Below are 17,047 nucleotides of genomic sequence, written 5' to 3'. Positions count from 1 at the left end.
CGGTGATCCACGCCGGGCGGGAGACCGCCGTTCTGCTTACCCTCCGGTGATGTCTCAGTGGACAGGGCAGACCTTGTTGGCGCTGATGGGCGGGTTCGCCCTGGCGTTCGTGCTGGTGCTGCCGTTCGTCGCCCGCAGCTACCGGATGCGCGGCCGGGTCGGCACCGGCAGGGCCGTGATGGGGCTGGCGTTCCTCGTCCACGCGCTCGCGCTGGTCACGTACACGCTGCTGCCCCAGCCCGTCGTGGACGCGGAGTTCTGCGCGGCGAACACCGCGCTGGCGCACCCCGTGTGGAACCCGCTGGAGTTCCTCACCGACATGCGGAAGTTCGACACCGGACCGCTGTCGAACCCGGCGCTCCAGCAGGTGGTGTTCAACGTCGTGCTGTTCGTGCCGTGGGGCTTCTTCCTGCGGAGGCTGTTCGGCAGGGGCGTCGGCGCGGCGGTGGCGAGCGGGTTCCTGGTGTCGCTGTTCATCGAGTGCACCCAGCTCACCGGCGTGTGGTTCCTGTTCCAGTGCCCGTACCGGCTGTTCGACACCGGCGACCTGCTGTTCAACACCCTCGGCGCGGCCGTCGGGGCGGTCCTGACCAGACCCGCGGCCTCGGTGGCCGCCGCCGACGCCGCGGCACCCCGGCCCGTGACGACCGGGCGGCGGGTGCTCGGGATGGTGCTGGACCTGATCGGCGTCACGCTCGCGGGCGTCGCGCTGGTCGTGCTGTCGAGGGCCGTGGAGTACGTCCTCTCCGACGACCGGTCGCTCGCGGTGCTCGACGAGCACCCGCTGCGGGACGCGGTGCTCGGCGAGTGGCTGCCCGCGGTGGTCCTGCTGCTGGTCGTGCCGCTGCTCGGCAACGGCGCGACACCCGGTCAGCGGTCCGTCCGGCTGCGGCCGGAGGGCCCACCCGCGCTCGGGAGGGTGCTGGTGCGGTTCCTGGCCGGGTCGGGCGGCTACTTCCTGGCCAGCGGGCTGGAGACCGCCACCGGCTCGGAGGGGTTGCGGGGCCTGCTGTCGCTGTGGCTGTTCGCGAGCCTGGTCGGGGCGTGGCGGACCAAGGGGCACCGGGGACTGTCCGGGGTGTTCGCGGGCCTGCGGGTCGTGGACTCCCGAGAGGTCGGCCGCGAGCCGGTAGCCGCACGGTGAACGTCGACCCCCGCCCGACGACGCTGGTGGCGGCGACCGCGCCGCCGTGCGCCCGCACCAGGTCGCGGACGATGACGAGCCCGAGCCCGCCGCCGCCGGAACCGCGGTCGCGCGACTTCTCGGCCCGCCAGAACCGGTCGAACACCCAGGCCAGGTCCTCGACGCCGACGCCGGTGCCGGCCACCTCGACCACCACCCGCTCGTCCTCGCGGCGGGCGGCGACCGCGACGACACCCCCTCGACCGGTGTGCCGCACGGCGCTGCCGACCAGGTTGTCCACGACCTGCCGCAGCCGCTCGGGATCCGCGACCGCGGTCACGTCGGCGGCGTCCACGCGCAGGTCAGCGCCCGCCGCGCGCGCCTTCGCCCCGTGCGCGACCGCGGCCTGCTCCAGCAGGTCGGCCGCACCTCCCGCACGCGCAGGCTCGGGATCGCCGAGGTCCCGGCGGGCCGCGCCCCGCAGGTGCGCACCGGGACGACGTGGTTCACCGTGGTCGGCGTGCTGGAGCCCGTGCCGCCGGCGCCGGACGTCGAGCGGTCCGTGCTCGTCGGGTGGGAGGCGGCCCGCTCGGAGCTGGGGTTCGACGGGCACCGACCGTGGTCCGCGTGAAGTCGCGCGAGGACGTGCGGGCCGTGCTGCCCGCCACGCTCCACCCGCGGTTGCCGGGGCTGGTGCGGGTGAGCCCGCCCGTCGGACGCGCGCGCCGCCGACAGCAGCTTCTCCGCGCTGTTCCCGGGGTTGGCGGGCGTGGCGCTGCTCGTCGGCGGGCCCGGCTCACCCCCACGGAGGCGCTGGCGGCGGTCTAGCCGCCCAGCACGACCGGCAGGGCCTCGACGCCGTACACGACCGAGGTCTTGCGGAACGCGAGGTCGGCCTGCGTGCCGTGCAGCCGCATGCTCGGGAACCGCCGCACGAGCGCCGGGTACGCGGCCCGCAGCTCCATGCGGGCCAGCTCGGCGCCGATGCAGCGGTGGATGCCGTAGCCGAAGGCCAGGTGGGACGGGGACTTGCGGGTCGGGTCGAACGACTCCATGTCCCCGCCCATCGACTCGTCGCGGTTGGCCCCGCTCAGCGAGCACACGACGACGTCGCCCTTGGCGATGTGCTTGCCGCCGACGACGAGGTCGGTGCGGGCGAAGCGGGGGAACGCGACCTGCACGACCGTGAGGTGGCGCAGCAGCTCCTCGACGAACGGGTTCACGGCCGAGTCGTCGTCGCGGAGCTTCTCGAACGCCTCGCGGTCCTCCAGCAGCACCAGCGCGCCGAGCGCGAGCATGCTGGCGGTCGTCTCGAAGCCGCCGGTGAGCACGCCGTCCGCGAGGCCTGCCAGCTCGCGGTCGCCGACCTCGTCGCCGTGGTCCTTGATGATCATGCCGAGGAGGCCGTCGCCGGGGTTCTCGCGCTGCTTCTTGACCACGTCCATGAAGTACGCGAGCGACTCGGACATCGCGCCGAGGGACGGGTTCGCGCCCGCGAACAGGTCGAACCTGGTCATGCTGAGGCGCTGGAAGTCCTCGCGGTCCTCGTAGGGGACGCCGAGCAGCTCGCAGATCGCCAGCGACGGGATGGGCAGCGCGAAGGCCTCGACCAGGTCCACCGGGCCGTCGGCGGCGGCCATGGCGTCCAGGCGGTCGTTCACGATGGTGTCGATGCGCGGGGCCAGCCTGCTGAGCCTGCGCATGGTGAACTCGGGCGTCAGGAGGCGGCGCAGCCGGGTGTGCACGGGCGGGTCCGCCATCCCCAGGCCACCGGGGTTGCTGTCCGCGGAGAGGCCGCCGGACGTGCCGACGAGGTTCGCGAAGTCGTTGCTGAACTCCTCGACCTTGCCGAGCACCTCCTTCGACTCCTCGTAACCGGTGACCAACCACACGTTGATGCCGAACGGCAGCTTCAGCTTGCTCACCGGCTCACGCCTGCGCCGAACCCCTAGTTCCGGCACCGGGTCCACGCCGTCGCGGCGCAGCGGCATGAGCGCGGAATGGGGGAAGAAAGACAGCGTCGAAAGGTCCAACGGCTTTTTCTGCAACCGCGTCAGGTAACCCCGCCCGAGCCTGGTCAGCACACGAGACCGCAGATTCGCCATCGTCGACATCAACCCCACCGTCGTTCGGTTCTCTGTTCCGTCGGGGCTCACTCGGCCACCGGCGGGCCTCGCGACCCCGTGGCTACGATAACAACGATGTCCGAGGTGACGACGCCCCCGATGGCGGCCCCGGCGGGTTCGGCCTTCCCCGGCCTTCGGGAATTCGCACCGGCGGAGCCCGGTGAAGATCCGGATAGGACGGATCGCGCCTCCGGAGAACCATTCCGGCGGAGAAGTTCCGGCTTCTCCGGAACGGCGGACGGCCGCGCCGGGAGCGGCGGTCGATCCGACCGTTCGCGCGCGTTCCACGGCGACGTCCTTCTGACACCATGAGCCGGTGGCAAGACCTGACTGGGCACCCGACGAAATCGACCTGGAACGACCGAGCATCGCGAGGGTCTACGACTACTGGCTGGGCGGCGCGCACAACTTCGCGGCCGACCGGGCGCTGGCCGACCAGGCGCTGGGCGTCATGCCCAGCCTCAAGTCGGCGATCATGATGAACAGGGCGTTCCTGCGCAGGGCCGTCCAGAGCCTCGCGGCCTCGGGCGTGCGGCAGTTCCTCGACCTCGGGTCGGGGATCCCGACGGTCGGCAACGTGCACGAGGTCGCCCGCCAGGCCGCTCCCGACTCGCGGGTCGTGTACGTCGACCGCGACCCGGTGGCGGTGGCGCACAGCCGGTCGCTGCTCATGGGTGACGCCGGGGTGGCGGTGCTCCAGGCCGACATCCGCGACCCGCGGGCCGTGCTGGACTCGCCCGAGGTCCAGGACCTGTTCGACCTCGGCGAGCCGGTCGCGGTGCTGATGGTGGCGCTGCTGCACTTCGTGCCGGACTCGGAGGACCCGATCGGCATCATCCGGGGCTACCGGGACCGCCTGGCACCGGGCAGCCACCTGGCGCTGTCGCAGCTGGGCACCGAGCCCGGCGAGGAACCGGAGGGCTGGCAGCGCTACCGCGACCTGTACGCCGCCTCGGTCACACCGCTCTCCTCGCGCGGTCACGCCGAGGTCACCGCGTTCTTCGAGGGTTTCGACCTGGTCGATCCGGGTGTGACGCGCATCCCGCTGTGGCGGCCCGAGTCGGTGGACGACCTGGAGCCGGACGCGGCCCGCTTCCCCGGTTTCGCGGGCGTGGGACGGCTGCCGGGATAGGTGCTCTTCGGCGGGCCGACCCGCCCCGGAGGGTGTACGACTGGGGCCATGACGATCGTGATCCTGGGCGGCGGGTTGGCGGGTGCCAAGACCGCGGAGGCCCTGCGCGCGCAGGGGTACGACGGCGCCGTGGTGCTGGTGGCGGGGGAACGCCACCGCCCGTACGAGCGGCCCCCTCTGTCCAAGGGCTACCTGGGCGGCCGGGACGACCGGTCGAGCTTCACGGCGCTGGCCGACGGCTGGTACGCGGAGAACGACGTCGACCTGCGGCTGGGGACGACGGCGGTCGCGGTCGACCTCGCCGGGCACCGGGTCGTGCTCGACGACGGGTCGCACCTCGACTACGACAAGCTGGTGCTGGCCACGGGGTCGTCGCCGCGGGTGCCGTCGATCCCCGGTGCGGGGTCGGCGCTGTACCTGCGGACCGTCGAGGACTCCGACCGGCTGCGGGAGGCGTTCACGGCGGGTTCCCGGCTGGTCGTGGTCGGGGGCGGGTGGCTCGGTCTGGAGGCCGCGTCCGCGGCTCGGCAGGCCGGGGTCGAGGTGACCGTCGTGCACTCGTCGTCGCTGCCGCTGCGGCGCGCGCTGGGAGCCGAGGTGGCGCGGGTGTTCGCGGACCTGCACACCGAGCACGGCGTGGGGTTCCGGTTCGACAGCCGGGTGCTGGAGATCACCGCGACCGGTGTGCGGCTGGACGACGCGGTCCTGCCCGCCGACCACGTGCTCGTGGCGGTCGGGGCGGTGCCGAACGTGGACCTCGCCGAGGGGCTCGACGTGGACAACGGCGTGGTCGTGGACGCGACGCTGCGCACCAGCGACCCGGACGTCTACGCCGTCGGCGACGTGGCGAACGCGTTCAACCCGGTGCTGGGCAGGCACATCAGGGTCGAGCACTGGGCGAACGCGCTCCACCAGCCCGCGACCGTCGCCGCCGCGATCCTCGGGCGGGGCGCGAGCTACCAGGAGCAGCCGTACTTCTTCACCGACCAGTACGACGTCGGCATGGAGTTCGTCGGCGACATCACCGGCTACGACCGGGTCGTGTTCCGCGGCGACGTGCCCGGCCGCGAGTTCCTCGCGTTCTGGCTGAAGGACGGCGTCCTCGTCGCGGGCACGAACGTGAACGTCTGGGAGGTCAACGACCGGATCAAGGCCCTGATCGGCACCTCGCCCGCCGTGGACCGCCTCGCCGACCCCGACGTGGACCTCGCGACCCTGGCGGGCTGACCGGCCGCTACGGGTCCAGCAGGCGCTCGGGGCCGACGGCCTTGGCGCCCAGCCGGTCGTCGGGGTTGACCAGGGCGCAGGTGTCGAACGAGAGGCAGCCGCAGCCGACGCACTCGGTGAAGCGGTCGCGCACCCGTTCCAGCTTCTCGATCCTGGCGTTGACCTGCTCGCTCCAGCAGCTCGACGCGCGCTCCCAGAACTCGCGGGTGGGCGGAACGCCCTCGGGGAGCAGGGCGAGCACGCCGCCGATGGACGCCAGCGGGATGCCGAGGTGGTGGGAGGCGCGGATGAAGGCGATCCGGCGGAGGACCTCGCGGCCGTAGCGGCGCTGGTTGCCCGGCGTGCGGCGGCTGCGGATCAGGCCCTCGCGCTCGTAGAAGCGCAGGGCGGAGGTGGGGACGCCGCTGCGCGCGGAGAGTTCACCGATGGTGATCTCGTGGATGTTCGCCGGGAGCTGAGCCACGTCGGCCACGGTAGCTTGACTTCAACCTTTGTTGAAGTTCGATGCTGGGCCCATGACCACACCACTCCGGCTCGCGATCATCGTGAGCAGCACCCGTGACGGCCGCTTCGGACCGGTCGTCGCCTCCTGGTTCACCGGCCTGGCCGAGCGGCGCGCCGACCTCACCGTCACGGTGGTCGACCTCGCGGAGACGCCCCTGCCCACGACGATCACCGGCGACCCGACGCCGGAGCAGGCCGCGCAGCTCGCGGCCGTCACGCCGAAGCTCGCCGAGGCGGACGCGTTCGTCGTCGTGACGCCCGAGTACAACCACAGCTACCCGGCGGCGCTGAAGAACGCGATCGACTGGCACTTCACGCAGTGGCGGGCCAAGCCCGTCGGTTTCGTGTCCTACGGCGGGATCTCCGGCGGGCTGCGGGCCGTCGAGCACCTGCGGCAGGTCTTCGCGGAGCTGCACGCGGTGACGGTCCGGGACACCGTCAGCTTCCACAACGCGCACGGCCGGTTCGACGACGGCGTGCCGAAGGATCCCGAGGCGTGCGAGCGGGCGGCCGGGGTGATGCTCGACCAGGTGGCCTGGTGGGCCCGCGCGCTGCGCGACGCCAACGCCCGCACCCCCTACGCGGCCTGAGGAACGGGAGTGGCAGTGCTCGATCCGGAACGCGCGGACGTCGACTCCGTCCTGGTCACGAGGTGGACCGCCGACGACCCGGACGCCGCCGTCGTGGAGGCGCTGGCGGGGGCGAAGCCCGAGGGGCTCGTCGCCGCGGCGGGGTACGCGGGGTTCGACGGGACCTCGGTGCTCCTGTACGAGCAGTGGCGGGGCACCCCGACCGAACGGCGGGAGGGCGCGGTCGAGTACCGGTGGTACCGCGGTGCCACGCGGCCGGACCCGCCCGAGGTCGGCTGCGTCGTCATCGTCACGGCCGAGTTCGACGGCGTCGTCGACCCGCGCACGTGGGTCGACGCGGTGCTCGACGCGCTCGCCGCGGACGACTCCCCCGCCCCCGGCGGCATCTCGGCGCACTTCCACGTCAGCGCCGACGGCACGCGGGCGCTCAACCTCGCGGGCTGGACGTCGGAGGCGGCGCACGTCGCGGCGCTGGAGGCCTCGGGGCAGGGCACCGTCGGACTCGGCGAGAAGTGGCGCGCGGTCAAGGAGTTCCCCGGCACGACCGGCGGCGGGTTCACCAGGTTCCGCCTGGTGCGGGAGGTCTGAAACGGGTCGACCGCGACCCTCTCGGGGGTGCACGATCCAGACCATGGCTGACACGGACGCGGAGCGGCTGGCGGACCTGCTGGCCCGGCAGGCCGACCTCCAGCGGGAGGCGGCGCGGGTCGTCGCCGACCTCGACCTCATGGCCCTGCTGGGGAGGCTGGGCCGGGTCGAGGTGATCGGGAGCGCGGCGTCCGGGCTGATGGTGTGGCGGGACCTGGACATCAGCGTCCACACGTCGGCCTCCCGCGCCGAGGTGGCCGACGTGGTCCGGGACCTGGTGGCGCACCCGGAGGTGGCGGACCTGCACTTCACGGGTCCGCACACCCCCTCCGGCCTGCCCAAGGACCAGCGGTACTACGCCGTGCTGCACCACCGGGGCTGGAAGGTCGACCTGTCGCTGTGGACCAGCACCGGGCCGTCCGGCGGGTTCTCCGACGCCGCCGCGCTCCGCGACCGGCTGGACGACGAGACGCGGGCGGCGATCCTCGTGATCAAGGACCACTGGTGCCGCCTCGACGAGTACCCCGACGTCGTCAGCGGCGTCGACGTGTACGACGCGGTGCTGGACCACGGCGTCCGGACCGTCGAGGAGTTCCGCGCCCGTTTGGGCTAAGGGGTGCGCGCGGGCCGTCTACGGATGTGGTGGGCGGGTGGTGCCGCCGAGCATGGAACCCATGGGACGCAGGAGATCACTGGGGGTCGTGCTGGCGGTCGTGGCGGGGTCGTCGCTGCTGACGGGCACGGCCGGGGCTGGGACCGGGGTCCCGTTCGAGGTGCAGAGCCTCGACGGGACGGGGAACAACAGGGCGCACCCGGAGTGGGGCGCGGCGGGCGCCAACTACTCGCGGGTGGCGCCCGCGCACTACGCGGACGGGATCGGGGCACCCGTCACGGGGCCGAGCGCGCGGTACCTGAGCAACCGCGTGTTCGCGGACGGCGGCGTGACGCGGCCGTCCGAGCGGGTCACGCAGTGGGGCACGGCGTGGGGCCAGTTCCTGGACCACTCGTTCGGCCAGCGGATCGGGTCGAACGAGCCGGGCAGCATCCCGTTCGTCAACGGGGCACCGATGGAGGACTTCCACAGCGACCTCCCGGTGGTGCCGTTCGGGCGCAGCGCGGTGGCTCCGGGGACCGGCGTCACGACCCCCCGGGAGCAGCCGAACAGGCTGAACTCGTACCTGGACGCGGAGGCCGTGTACGGCAACGAGCCCGACCGCCTGGCGTGGATGCGCGACGGCGCGAAGCTGCTGATGCCGGACAACCTGCTGCCGCGCCGGGACGCGCGCGGCGACGCCTCCACCGCGCCGCGCGCGGACGACCCGGTCGGCATGGGGGCGCGGGCCGTCGTGACGGGGGACGACCGGGGCAACGAGAACGTGTCGCTCACGGCCGTGCAGACGCTGTTCGCCCGCGAGCACAACAGGATCGTGTCGCTGCTGCCGTCGTGGCTGCCGGAGGAGCAGCGGTTCCAGCTCGCGCGGCGGGTCGTGATCGCCACGCAGCAGCACATCACCTACACCGAGTTCCTGCCCGCGCTGGGGGTTCGGCTGGCCCCGTACCGGGGCTACGACCCGTCGGTGGACGCGACGCTGTCGAACGAGTTCGCGACCGTCGGGTACCGGGCGCACAGCATGCTGCGCGGCAACGTGCTGGTGCGGACCGAGGCCTCCCGGTACTCGGCGGAGCAGCTCGACGCGCTGCGGGCCAAGGGCGCGCTGGTCGTGCCGAGCGGCGACCAGGTGGAGATCACCATCCCACCCGCGCTGGGCGCGTTCCGGCCGGAACTGGTGGGCGAGGTGCAGCTGGGGCCGCTGCTCAAGGGGTTGGCGTCGCAGGCGCAGTCGCGCAACGACGAGCAGATCGACGACGTCGTGCGCAGCCTGGCGCTCACGCAGCCGGGGTGCGGGTCGAACTGCCTGACCGCGATCTTCGACATCGCCGCGATCGACGTGGAACGCGGACGGGACCACGGGATGCCCTCCTACAACGAGCTGCGCGCGGCCTACGGGCTGGGACCGAAGGCGTCGTTCCAGGCCGTCACCGGCGAGTCGACCGAGGCCTTCCCGGTCGACCCCGAGCTCACGCCGGGCGCGGAGGTCGACGACCCGGACAGCATCGACTTCGTGAGCCCCGGCGTGCGGCGGACGACCGTCGCGGCCCGGCTGAAGGCGTTGTACGGGGACGTCTCCGCGCTGGACGCGTTCGTCGGGATGAGCGCCGAGCCGCAGGTGCCCGGCACGGAGTTCGGTGAACTCCAGCTGGCGATCTGGCGCGAGCAGTTCACCGCCATGCGGGACGGCGACCGGTTCCACCTGGGCAACGACCCGGTGCTCGCGATGGTGAGGCAGAGGTTCGGCATCGACCACCGGCACGGGCTCGGCGACGTGATCGCGCTGAACACCGACGTCCCGCGCCGCGACCTGGCCCGCAACGTGTTCCGCACGTCCTAGTGGGAGCGGCCCGTGCTCGGCGGTCTGCCGGGCGCGGTGCCGGGCGTCGAATGCGCGGCGGAGGTCGCCGGGCGCGGCACTAGTCTCGGGGGATGCGCATGGGGTCGCGCGGTCTGGTCGTGCTGGGGTGTCTGGGGTTGCTGGGTTTCGGCGGGTTGCTGTGGGCGATCAGCCACACGCCGCGGCCCGGCCTCCCCGCGGTGGTCGCGATCGTGCTGGTGGTGGTGACGGCCGCCGTCGGGCCCTGGGTGGCGCTCGTGCACGCCAGGCTCGGCGACGACCCCGAGGTCAGGGGGCTGTTCCGCGGGGTGCTGGTCGCGGCGGTGGTGATCGCGGTCGGCGGTGTCGCGGCGGCCGTGGCGCTGAGCTACCAGGAGAGGCTGGCGTCGCCCGCGGCGATGCTGTCCGTGATGGCCGCGGGCGGGGTCGCGCTGGTCGGCGCGGTGGTGTTCCCGTGGCTGTTCCTCACGACCCGGATGCTCGCCAGGGAACGCGCCGCCAGGGCCCGCGCCGAGGAGCGCGCGGACCTGGCGGCGCACCTGCACGACTCGGTGCTCCAGTCGTTGACGCTGATCCAGAAGCAGGCCGACTCGACGGAGGTCCGCAAGCTGGCGCGGAGCACCGAACGCGACCTGAGGTCGTGGCTGTACGGGCGGCAACCCGTGGCGGGCAACGACTTCTCGGCCGCCGTCACGGCCACCGCCGAGGTCGTGGAGGACGCGTTCGACGTGGTGGTGGAGCTGGTGTCGGTCGGCACGTGCGCGATGGACACCCGGTCGCGGGCGGTCGTCGGCGCGATGCGGGAGGCGCTGACGAACGCGGCGAAGCACGGCGGGGTGCGGCGGGTGTCGGTGTTCGCCGAGGTGAGCGAGGCCGAGGTGTTCGCGCTGGTCCGCGACCGGGGGCGGGGTTTCGACCCGGCCACCCGCTGCGGCGCGGACCGCCGCGGCATCCCCGACTCGATCGAACGGCGGATGCGGCACGAGGGCGGCGCCGCCGTGATCCGGTCCGCGCCCGGCGAGGGCACCGAGGTGGAACTGCGGATGCCGTTGGGGCGCGGGTGATCCGGGTGCTGGTGGTCGACGACCACGCGCTGGTCCGGTCGGGCGTGCGGGCCGAGATGGACGACGGGCTGGACGTGGTCGGCGAGGCCGGGGACGTGGCGTCCGCGCTGGAGGCCGTCCGGGCGCTGGTCCCGGACGTGGTGCTGCTGGACGTCCACCTGCCCGGCGGTGGCGGCAGGGCGGTCCTGGAGGCCGCCGTGCCCGCGTTCCCGACCGTCCGGTTCCTCGCCCTGTCGGTGTCGGACGCCGCGCGGGACGTCATCGCGGTGATCAGGGCGGGTGCGCGGGGCTACGTGACGAAGGCGATCACCGGGGCCGACCTGCGGGCGGCGATCCGCCAGGTGCACGAGGGCGACGCGTGCTTCTCGCCGCACCTCGCCGGGTTCGTGCTGGACGCGTTCCGCGGCGACCCGGAGCTGGACCGGCTGACGCCCCGCGAGCGGGACGTGCTGCGGCTGGTCGCCGCCGGGTACACCTACCGGGAGGTCGGCGTGCGGCTGTCGATCTCCGGGCGCACGGTCGAGACCCACGCCGCCGCCGTGCTGCGCAAGCTGCAACTCCCCGACCGGCGGGCGCTGTCGCGGTGGGCGAGGGCGCGCCTCTAGCCGGAGGCGGGCCGGGAAATTGGATACCGACCGGTTTCCACAGGGCCGACCAGGGAGTTCACCACCTGAAACCACCCGTTCCCCTGGGTTCCGTTTTTCGGGTGAAACGGCGGAGTGCTCTCAGTACCCTCGTGGAATGGGGAACTCAGGCACGGATTTCGCACCACCGCCCAGCCCGCGCAAACGCCTGCTGGCGGCGTCGATCAGCCTGTTCTACCGCAACGGGATCCAGGCCACGGGGGTCAGCGAGCTGTGCGAGGTCGCGGGGGTCTCCAAGCGCACGCTCTACCAGCTCTACGGCGGCAAGGACGACCTGGTCGCCGCCTACCTCGCGCACGTGCGCGACAACAAGGTCCTCGCCGCCGAGCGGACCCTGTTCGACGACGCCCTCCCGCCGAGGGACCGGATCGTGCGACTGTTCGACCGCCCCGACCCCGGCCCGTTCCGGGGCTGTCCCTTCCACAACGCGAGCGTGGAGCTGACGACGCCGGGCCACCCGGCCGCGCAGGTCATCCACGCGTACAAGGAGAGCTTCGAGCGGCGGATCGCGGACTCGGCGCGCGAGGCCGGGTGCCGCGATCCGGAGCGGCTCGGCCGGACGCTGATGCTGCTCTTCGAGGGGGCGACGGCGCTGGCGACCTCGACCGGCGACCTGACGTCGTTCGACTCCGCCCGGCCGCTGGTGGAGAGGCTGGTCGACGAGGCGACCGCCAGCGCGTGACGACCTCCCCGAGGTGGCGAGTTCGAGCCACGCTCCTCCTCCCGGAAGTCCGCGCGGGGCACCGGATTCGCCTGGTGGGCCCCGTGCCGCTCGGGTGTGGCGGCGCGCTTCCCCGGACGACCCGACCGGTTCCGGCTCCTAGCATGGAGGGGTCGGCAGACCAGCGAGGGAAGGAAGAACCCGGATGCGCAGCACCACCTCCGTTCGCGCACTCGTCATCGGCACCGCGGCGGTCGCCGCCCTCGGCGGTCTCGCGGGCGTCTCGTCGGCCACGCCCGGCACCGGGGTGTCGGCCAAGCTGCTCTTCCAGAAGACGGTCGGCGACAAGGACTACGTCGTCCGCGAGATCACCATCCAGCCCGGTGGCGAGACCGGGTGGCACTTCCACGACGGCAGGGTGTACGGCGTGGTGAGGTCCGGCACCCTCACGCACTACGACGACACCTGCTCCGTGGACGGGGTGTACCGGCCGGGTGAGTCGATCAGCGAGCCGAACGGCTCCGACTACGTCCACATCGGACGCAACCACGGCACGACGCCGATGGTGCTGGAAGTCCTGTACGTCAACCCCGCGGGCGCTCCCCTCTCCAGGGACGCGGACGCACCCGCGTGCGAGCGATGACCGATCCGCGGTCCGGGGACCCGCTCCGGGTCGACCGCCGGTTCACGCTCGCCCGCACGAGGTGATCTCGGAGCTGCCGGGCGTCCCCCACGCCGACCGGAAGGAGGTCGAGGAGTTCTTCGCCGCCCCGATCGTCGAGAAGCGCGCGAACCCCGGCGACGACCTGCTGTCGGACCTCGACGCCGGTGGACCTGGCCGCGAGCGGGCCCGCGCGGGCGGGCAGGCCTGGGGTCGTGAGTCACCGGCAGGCCGGACCGGTCTCCGCGGAAGCCACCATCACGGGAAGCCGCCGTTCTCCGCGAGTGCACGTCGTGAGGCCGAAGCGGTACGCAACCGCGTTCACCGATCGGGATCAGATCCGCAGCCGCGGCAGCAGCCCGCAACCGCGAAAGCGGCTATACAATTCGCGGTATGCCGAATCTGCGGATCAGCGAGGCCGCCGCGCTGCTCGGGGTCAGCGACGACACCGTGCGCCGGTGGGCCGACCAGGGCCGTCTGCCGGTCGTCCACGGGGACAACGGGCGGATGGCGGTCGAGGGCAGCGCGCTGGCCGCGTTCGCCCAGCGGCTCGCCGACAACCCCGAGGCGGGGAGCACGGTGGCCGCGTCCGCCAGGAACCGGATGCGGGGCATCGTCACCCGCGTCGTGAAGGACGGCGTGATGGCGCAGGTCGAGATGCAGGCCGGGCCGTTCCGGGTGGTGTCCCTGATGAGCCGGGAAGCCGCCGAGGAGCTCGGGCTGGAGGTCGGGGTCGTCGCCGTCGCCTCGATCAAGTCAACGCACGTCGTGGTCGAGATCCCGGAGGCCTGAATGTTCCGCCGCACCGGTGCCGTCGTGCTGGCCGCCGCCCTGACCCTCGCGGGCTGCTCGGCGCGGGACACCGCGGCCACCAGCCCGCCGTCCGGATCGGGCTCGTCCGCCGTCACCGGACCGCTCACGGTGTTCGCGGCGGCGTCGCTGACCGAGTCGTTCACCCGGCTGGGCGAGGACTTCGAGGCCGCCAACCCCGGCGTGGAGGTGACGTTCAACTTCGCGGGCAGCTCCGCTCTGGCGCAGCAGATCAACTCCGGCGCGCCCGCCGACGTGTTCGCCTCCGCCGCGCCGACCAGCATGGGGCAGGTCGCCGACGCGGGCGGGATCACCGGCGACGCGACCACGTTCGCGAAGAACGAGCTGGAGATCGTGGTGCCGAAGGGCAACCCGGCGAAGGTCTCCGGGCTGGCCGACTTCGGCACGGCGGACCTGAAGATCGCGCTGTGCGCGGAGCAGGTGCCGTGCGGGGCGGCGAGCGGGAAGGTGTTCGAGGCGGCCGGGGTCACGCCCGCGCCGGACACCCTCGAACAGGACGTGAAGGCCGTGCTGACCAAGGTGAAGCTCGGCGAGGTGGACGCGGGCCTGGTGTACCGGACGGACGTGGGGGCCGCGGGCTCCGAGGTCGAGGGCATCGAGTTCGCCGAAGCCGACGAGGCCGTGAACGACTACCCGATCGCGCCGCTGGCGAAGGCGCCGAACGCCGCCGCGGCCAAGGCCTTCGTGGACTTCGTGCTGTCGGCGGCGGGCCGCGAGGTGCTGTCCGCCGCCGGCTTCGCCGCTCCGTGAGCCGCCGCCAGGGCACGCGGGGGCGGCTCCCCGCCGTCCTCGTCGTGCCCGCCGTGGTCGGGCTGGCGTTCCTCGTGGTCCCGCTGGCGGGGCTGCTGGTGCGGGCTCCGTGGTCGACGCTGCTCGACCAGCTCTCCAGCCCCGCCGTCGGTGAGGCCCTCGGCCTGTCGCTGGTCTGCGCGTCGCTGGCGACGGTGATCTGCCTGCTCCTCGGCGTGCCGCTGGCGTGGCTGCTGGCGCGCGGCGACGTGCCGGGGCGCGGGGTGGTCCGGGCGCTGGTGACCGTGCCGCTGGTGCTGCCGCCGGTCGTGGGCGGGGTGGCGCTGCTGCTGGTGCTCGGGCGGCGCGGGCTGGTCGGGTCCTACCTGGACTCCTGGTTCGGGATCTCGTTGCCGTTCACCACGACCGGGGTCGTGATCGCGGAGGCGTTCGTGGCGATGCCGTTCCTCGTCATCTCCGTCGAGGGAGCGCTGCGGGCGGCCGACCCCCGGTTCGAGGAGGCCGCCGCCACGCTGGGCGCGTCGCGCTGGCTGGTGTTCCGGCGGGTCACGCTACCGACGATCATGCCGGGGATCGTGGCGGGCACCGTGCTGTGCTGGGCTCGGGCGCTGGGCGAGTTCGGCGCCACGATCACGTTCGCGGGCAACTTCCCCGGCAGGACGACCACCATGCCGCTCGCCGTGTACCTCGCGCTGGAGAGCGATCCGGACGCGGCGATCGTGCTGAGCGTCGTGCTGCTGCTCGTGTCGGTCGTCGTGCTGGCCAGCCTGCGCGACCGGTGGACCAGGAGCGCGACGTGACGCTGGAGGCCGACGTCCGGGTCGAGCGGTCGGCGTTCCGCCTCGACCTGGCGCTCACGGTCGCGCCCGGTGAGGTCGTCGCGCTGCTCGGGCCGAACGGGGCGGGCAAGACGACGGCCCTGCGGGCGCTGGCGGGGCTGCTGCCGCTGGACGGCGGGCGGATCAGGCTCGACGACGTCGTGTGGGACGAGCCGCCGTCGGTCTTCCTGCGCCCCGAACTCCGGCCGGTCGGCGTGGTGTTCCAGGACTACCTGCTGTTCGCGCACCTGTCCGCGCTGGAGAACGTCGCGTTCGGCCCGAGGGCGCGGGGCACCGACCGGCGGACCGCGCGGCGGACGGCGGCCGAGTGGCTGGACAGGGTCGGGCTGGCCGAGCACGCGGGCACCAAGCCCGGTGCCCTGTCCGGCGGGCAGGCGCAGCGGGTGGCGCTGGCGCGGGCGTTGGCCACCTCGCCGTCGCTGCTGCTGCTGGACGAGCCCCTGGCGGCGCTGGACGCGGGGAACCGGCTGCTGGTGCGCACCGAGCTGGGCCACCACCTGACCGACTACCCCGGCCGGACGCTGCTGGTCACGCACGACCCGCTGGACGCGATGGTGCTGGCCGACCGGCTGGTGATCGTGGAGCACGGGCGGGTCGTGCAGTCGGGGCCGCCCACCGAGGTCGCCCGGCAGCCGCGCACCGAGTACGTGGCCCAGTTGGTCGGGCTGAACCTCTACCGGGGCCGGGCGTCCGGCACCGCGGTGGACCTGGACGACGGCGGCACCCTCACGGTCGCCTCGCCCGCGTCCGGCTCGGTGCACGTGGCGTTCCCGCCGTCGGCCGTGAGCCTGCACCCCGACCGGCCGTCCGGGAGCCCGCGCAACACGTGGGAGGTGACCGTGGTCGGCGTGGAGCAGCACGCGCACACGGTCCGGGTGCGGCTGTCGGGGAGCCCGGCGGTGCTGGTCGACGTGACCACCGCCGTGGTGGCGGAGCTGCGCCTCGTGCCGGGAACCCGGTTGTGGGCGGCGCTGAAGGCGACCGAGGTCCACACCTACCCGGCGTGAGCGGGCCGCCGATCAGCCCCCGAGCCTGGTGATCACGGTCTTCGCGTCGTCGTCGGCCAGCACCACGCCGAACACGTCGGCCAGCGCGGTGACGACCCCGGTCGGTGCGAGTTCGAGGTCCTCGCGGTCCGCGGTCGGGTGGTGGGTGGTGAGGCGGGTGCCCTCCAGGACCCTGAGCCGGTCCGCGCCCATGCGCTGCGCCATGACGCGGCCGTGGAAGTGGGAGCGGGGGTGCGTGGCCATGAAGTGGTTGGTGGCCAGGAAGTCGATCGGGTAGCGCGGCGACTCGGTGAAGGCGTGGACGGCCAGCCAGCGGTCGCCGCGCCGCGTGTGCAGCACCCACTCCGGGGCCTCGCGGGTGAGGCGGTAGCGCCACCCGCCCTGGGCCGACTCGGCGCCGTCGGCCAGCTCCACCGGCTCCAGCGGGCTGCTGCCGAAACCGACGTCGCACAGCCAGACGCGGTCGTCGGCGGTGACGCGCAGGACGTTGTGGGTGGACGGGCGGACCTCCGTCGCCCCGAGGCGGACGCGGGCCTGCATCCCGGACAGCGGGAAGCCCAGGGCGTCCAGCGCCGCGGCGAAGAGGGTGGTGTGCTCCGAGCAGGTGCCGCCGCGGGTGCCGCGGACCAGCTTCGCCTGGAGCGCGGGCAGCGCCAGGTCGACCGGGCGGGCCAGGACCATGTCCAGGTTCTCCCACGCGATCGAGGTGACGTGGGCGCGCTGGACACCCCGCAGCGTCCCGACCGTCGGCGTCCGGTCGCCGTCGTAGCCGATCCGGGCCAGGTAGGCGTCCAGGTCCAGCTCTGCCCCACCCCACAGCGCGTCCACGCCCCCGAACCTACTGGGTGCC

Annotated in this window: 18 protein-coding genes and 1 pseudogene; 15 read left to right on the top strand and 4 right to left on the bottom strand. The window is 73.4% G+C overall.

Annotated features, from left to right (window positions below; all coding sequences use genetic code 11):
• The first annotated feature begins 49 nt into the window (after positions 1 to 49).
• Positions 50 to 1,144, top strand: coding sequence for a VanZ family protein (locus VFZ92_RS37295; protein ID WP_330881873.1), 1,095 nt, complete (start codon positions 50 to 52; stop codon positions 1,142 to 1,144).
• Between the two features lie 37 nt (positions 1,145 to 1,181).
• Here the strand turns inward: VFZ92_RS37295 and VFZ92_RS37290 are convergent.
• Positions 1,182 to 1,400, bottom strand: a pseudogene (locus VFZ92_RS37290) (ATP-binding protein); the annotation flags it as partial.
• Positions 1,401 to 1,947: 547 nt separating this feature from the next.
• Positions 1,948 to 3,228: a cytochrome P450 gene (locus VFZ92_RS37285; protein ID WP_330881936.1), complete on the bottom strand. Its 1,281-nt coding sequence runs from the start codon at positions 3,226 to 3,228 to the stop codon at positions 1,948 to 1,950.
• 337 nt (positions 3,229 to 3,565) lie between these two features.
• Here VFZ92_RS37285 and VFZ92_RS37280 point away from each other — a divergent pair, with 337 nt between their 5' ends.
• Positions 3,566 to 4,381, top strand: coding sequence for an SAM-dependent methyltransferase (locus VFZ92_RS37280; protein WP_330881871.1), 816 nt, complete (start codon positions 3,566 to 3,568; stop codon positions 4,379 to 4,381).
• A gap of 48 nt (positions 4,382 to 4,429) precedes the next feature.
• Positions 4,430 to 5,608: an NAD(P)/FAD-dependent oxidoreductase gene (locus tag VFZ92_RS37275; protein ID WP_330881869.1), complete on the top strand. Its 1,179-nt coding sequence runs from the start codon at positions 4,430 to 4,432 to the stop codon at positions 5,606 to 5,608.
• Between the two features lie 7 nt (positions 5,609 to 5,615).
• On the opposite strand, the gene soxR is transcribed toward VFZ92_RS37275, so the two are convergent.
• On the bottom strand, positions 5,616 to 6,071 hold the full coding sequence (gene soxR / locus VFZ92_RS37270) for a redox-sensitive transcriptional activator SoxR (RefSeq protein WP_330881867.1): 456 nt from the start codon (positions 6,069 to 6,071) through the stop codon (positions 5,616 to 5,618).
• Between the two features lie 52 nt (positions 6,072 to 6,123).
• Between soxR and VFZ92_RS37265 the strand changes: the two genes are divergently transcribed.
• The 12 genes from VFZ92_RS37265 to VFZ92_RS37210 all read left to right on the top strand — a co-directional run bounded on the left by VFZ92_RS37265 (position 6,124) and on the right by VFZ92_RS37210 (position 16,197).
• Positions 6,124 to 6,702, top strand: a complete 579-nt coding sequence (locus tag VFZ92_RS37265) for an NAD(P)H-dependent oxidoreductase (RefSeq protein ID WP_330881865.1) — start codon at positions 6,124 to 6,126, stop codon at positions 6,700 to 6,702.
• Positions 6,703 to 6,711: 9 nt separating this feature from the next.
• On the top strand, positions 6,712 to 7,290 hold the full coding sequence (locus VFZ92_RS37260; RefSeq protein ID WP_330881863.1) for a hypothetical protein: 579 nt from the start codon (positions 6,712 to 6,714) through the stop codon (positions 7,288 to 7,290).
• A gap of 43 nt (positions 7,291 to 7,333) precedes the next feature.
• Positions 7,334 to 7,903, top strand: a complete 570-nt coding sequence (locus tag VFZ92_RS37255) for a hypothetical protein (RefSeq protein ID WP_330881861.1) — start codon at positions 7,334 to 7,336, stop codon at positions 7,901 to 7,903.
• Between the two features lie 61 nt (positions 7,904 to 7,964).
• Positions 7,965 to 9,740 (top strand): peroxidase family protein, encoded by a 1,776-nt coding sequence (locus VFZ92_RS37250; protein ID WP_330881859.1) that lies wholly within the window; start codon positions 7,965 to 7,967, stop codon positions 9,738 to 9,740.
• A 92-nt stretch (positions 9,741 to 9,832) separates the two neighbouring features.
• Positions 9,833 to 10,804, top strand: coding sequence for an ATP-binding protein (locus VFZ92_RS37245; protein ID WP_330881858.1), 972 nt, complete (start codon positions 9,833 to 9,835; stop codon positions 10,802 to 10,804).
• Complete coding sequence (locus tag VFZ92_RS37240) at positions 10,804 to 11,409, top strand: response regulator transcription factor (RefSeq protein WP_330881933.1); 606 nt, start codon at positions 10,804 to 10,806, stop codon at positions 11,407 to 11,409. The genes VFZ92_RS37245 and VFZ92_RS37240 overlap by 1 nt, the downstream gene beginning before the upstream one ends.
• Positions 11,410 to 11,545: 136 nt before the next feature.
• Positions 11,546 to 12,130, top strand: coding sequence for a TetR/AcrR family transcriptional regulator (locus VFZ92_RS37235; protein ID WP_330881856.1), 585 nt, complete (start codon positions 11,546 to 11,548; stop codon positions 12,128 to 12,130).
• A 184-nt stretch (positions 12,131 to 12,314) separates the two neighbouring features.
• Positions 12,315 to 12,752 (top strand): cupin domain-containing protein, encoded by a 438-nt coding sequence (locus VFZ92_RS37230; protein WP_330881854.1) that lies wholly within the window; start codon positions 12,315 to 12,317, stop codon positions 12,750 to 12,752.
• A gap of 411 nt (positions 12,753 to 13,163) precedes the next feature.
• A complete protein-coding gene (locus VFZ92_RS37225; protein ID WP_330881852.1) occupies positions 13,164 to 13,562 on the top strand; it encodes a helix-turn-helix transcriptional regulator in 399 nt (132 codons plus the stop codon).
• Positions 13,563 to 14,351, top strand: coding sequence for a molybdate ABC transporter substrate-binding protein (gene modA, locus VFZ92_RS37220; RefSeq protein WP_330881850.1), 789 nt, complete (start codon positions 13,563 to 13,565; stop codon positions 14,349 to 14,351).
• On the top strand, positions 14,348 to 15,151 hold the full coding sequence (gene modB, locus VFZ92_RS37215; RefSeq protein ID WP_330881848.1) for a molybdate ABC transporter permease subunit: 804 nt from the start codon (positions 14,348 to 14,350) through the stop codon (positions 15,149 to 15,151). Before modA ends, modB begins: the two co-directional genes overlap by 4 nt.
• Positions 15,130 to 16,197 carry an ABC transporter ATP-binding protein gene (locus VFZ92_RS37210; RefSeq protein WP_330881846.1) on the top strand — a complete coding sequence of 356 codons (1,068 nt, stop codon included), beginning with the start codon at positions 15,130 to 15,132 and terminating at the stop codon, positions 16,195 to 16,197. The genes modB and VFZ92_RS37210 overlap by 22 nt, the downstream gene beginning before the upstream one ends.
• A 12-nt stretch (positions 16,198 to 16,209) precedes the next feature.
• On the opposite strand, the gene VFZ92_RS37205 is transcribed toward VFZ92_RS37210, so the two are convergent.
• On the bottom strand, positions 16,210 to 17,025 hold the full coding sequence (locus VFZ92_RS37205) for an arylamine N-acetyltransferase family protein (RefSeq protein WP_330881844.1): 816 nt from the start codon (positions 17,023 to 17,025) through the stop codon (positions 16,210 to 16,212).
• Positions 17,026 to 17,047: the final 22 nt, after the last annotated feature.

The sequence above is a fragment of the Umezawaea sp. genome, assembly GCF_036375055.1.
In the GTDB taxonomy this organism is placed as follows: domain Bacteria; phylum Actinomycetota; class Actinomycetes; order Mycobacteriales; family Pseudonocardiaceae; genus Umezawaea.
Note: the sequence above shows the minus strand (reverse complement) of the source record. Positions and strands in the feature narration are given on the sequence as shown.

Bases quoted from the DNA above. Each gene is read 5' to 3' on its own strand.
- VFZ92_RS37265 (WP_330881865.1), top strand. From the start codon at position 6,124: ATGACCACACCACTCCGGCTCGCGATCATCGTGAGCAGCACCCGTGAC.
- VFZ92_RS37235 (WP_330881856.1), top strand. From the start codon at position 11,546: ATGGGGAACTCAGGCACGGATTTCGCACCACCGCCCAGCCCGCGCAAA.
- VFZ92_RS37275 (WP_330881869.1), top strand. From the start codon at position 4,430: ATGACGATCGTGATCCTGGGCGGCGGGTTGGCGGGTGCCAAGACCGCG.
- VFZ92_RS37255 (WP_330881861.1), top strand. From the start codon at position 7,334: ATGGCTGACACGGACGCGGAGCGGCTGGCGGACCTGCTGGCCCGGCAG.
- VFZ92_RS37295 (WP_330881873.1), top strand. From the start codon at position 50: ATGTCTCAGTGGACAGGGCAGACCTTGTTGGCGCTGATGGGCGGGTTC.
- modA (WP_330881850.1), top strand. From the start codon at position 13,563: ATGTTCCGCCGCACCGGTGCCGTCGTGCTGGCCGCCGCCCTGACCCTC.
- VFZ92_RS37225 (WP_330881852.1), top strand. From the start codon at position 13,164: ATGCCGAATCTGCGGATCAGCGAGGCCGCCGCGCTGCTCGGGGTCAGC.
- VFZ92_RS37230 (WP_330881854.1), top strand. From the start codon at position 12,315: ATGCGCAGCACCACCTCCGTTCGCGCACTCGTCATCGGCACCGCGGCG.
- VFZ92_RS37285 (WP_330881936.1), bottom strand. From the start codon at position 3,228: ATGGCGAATCTGCGGTCTCGTGTGCTGACCAGGCTCGGGCGGGGTTAC.
- VFZ92_RS37250 (WP_330881859.1), top strand. From the start codon at position 7,965: ATGGGACGCAGGAGATCACTGGGGGTCGTGCTGGCGGTCGTGGCGGGG.
- VFZ92_RS37245 (WP_330881858.1), top strand. From the start codon at position 9,833: ATGCGCATGGGGTCGCGCGGTCTGGTCGTGCTGGGGTGTCTGGGGTTG.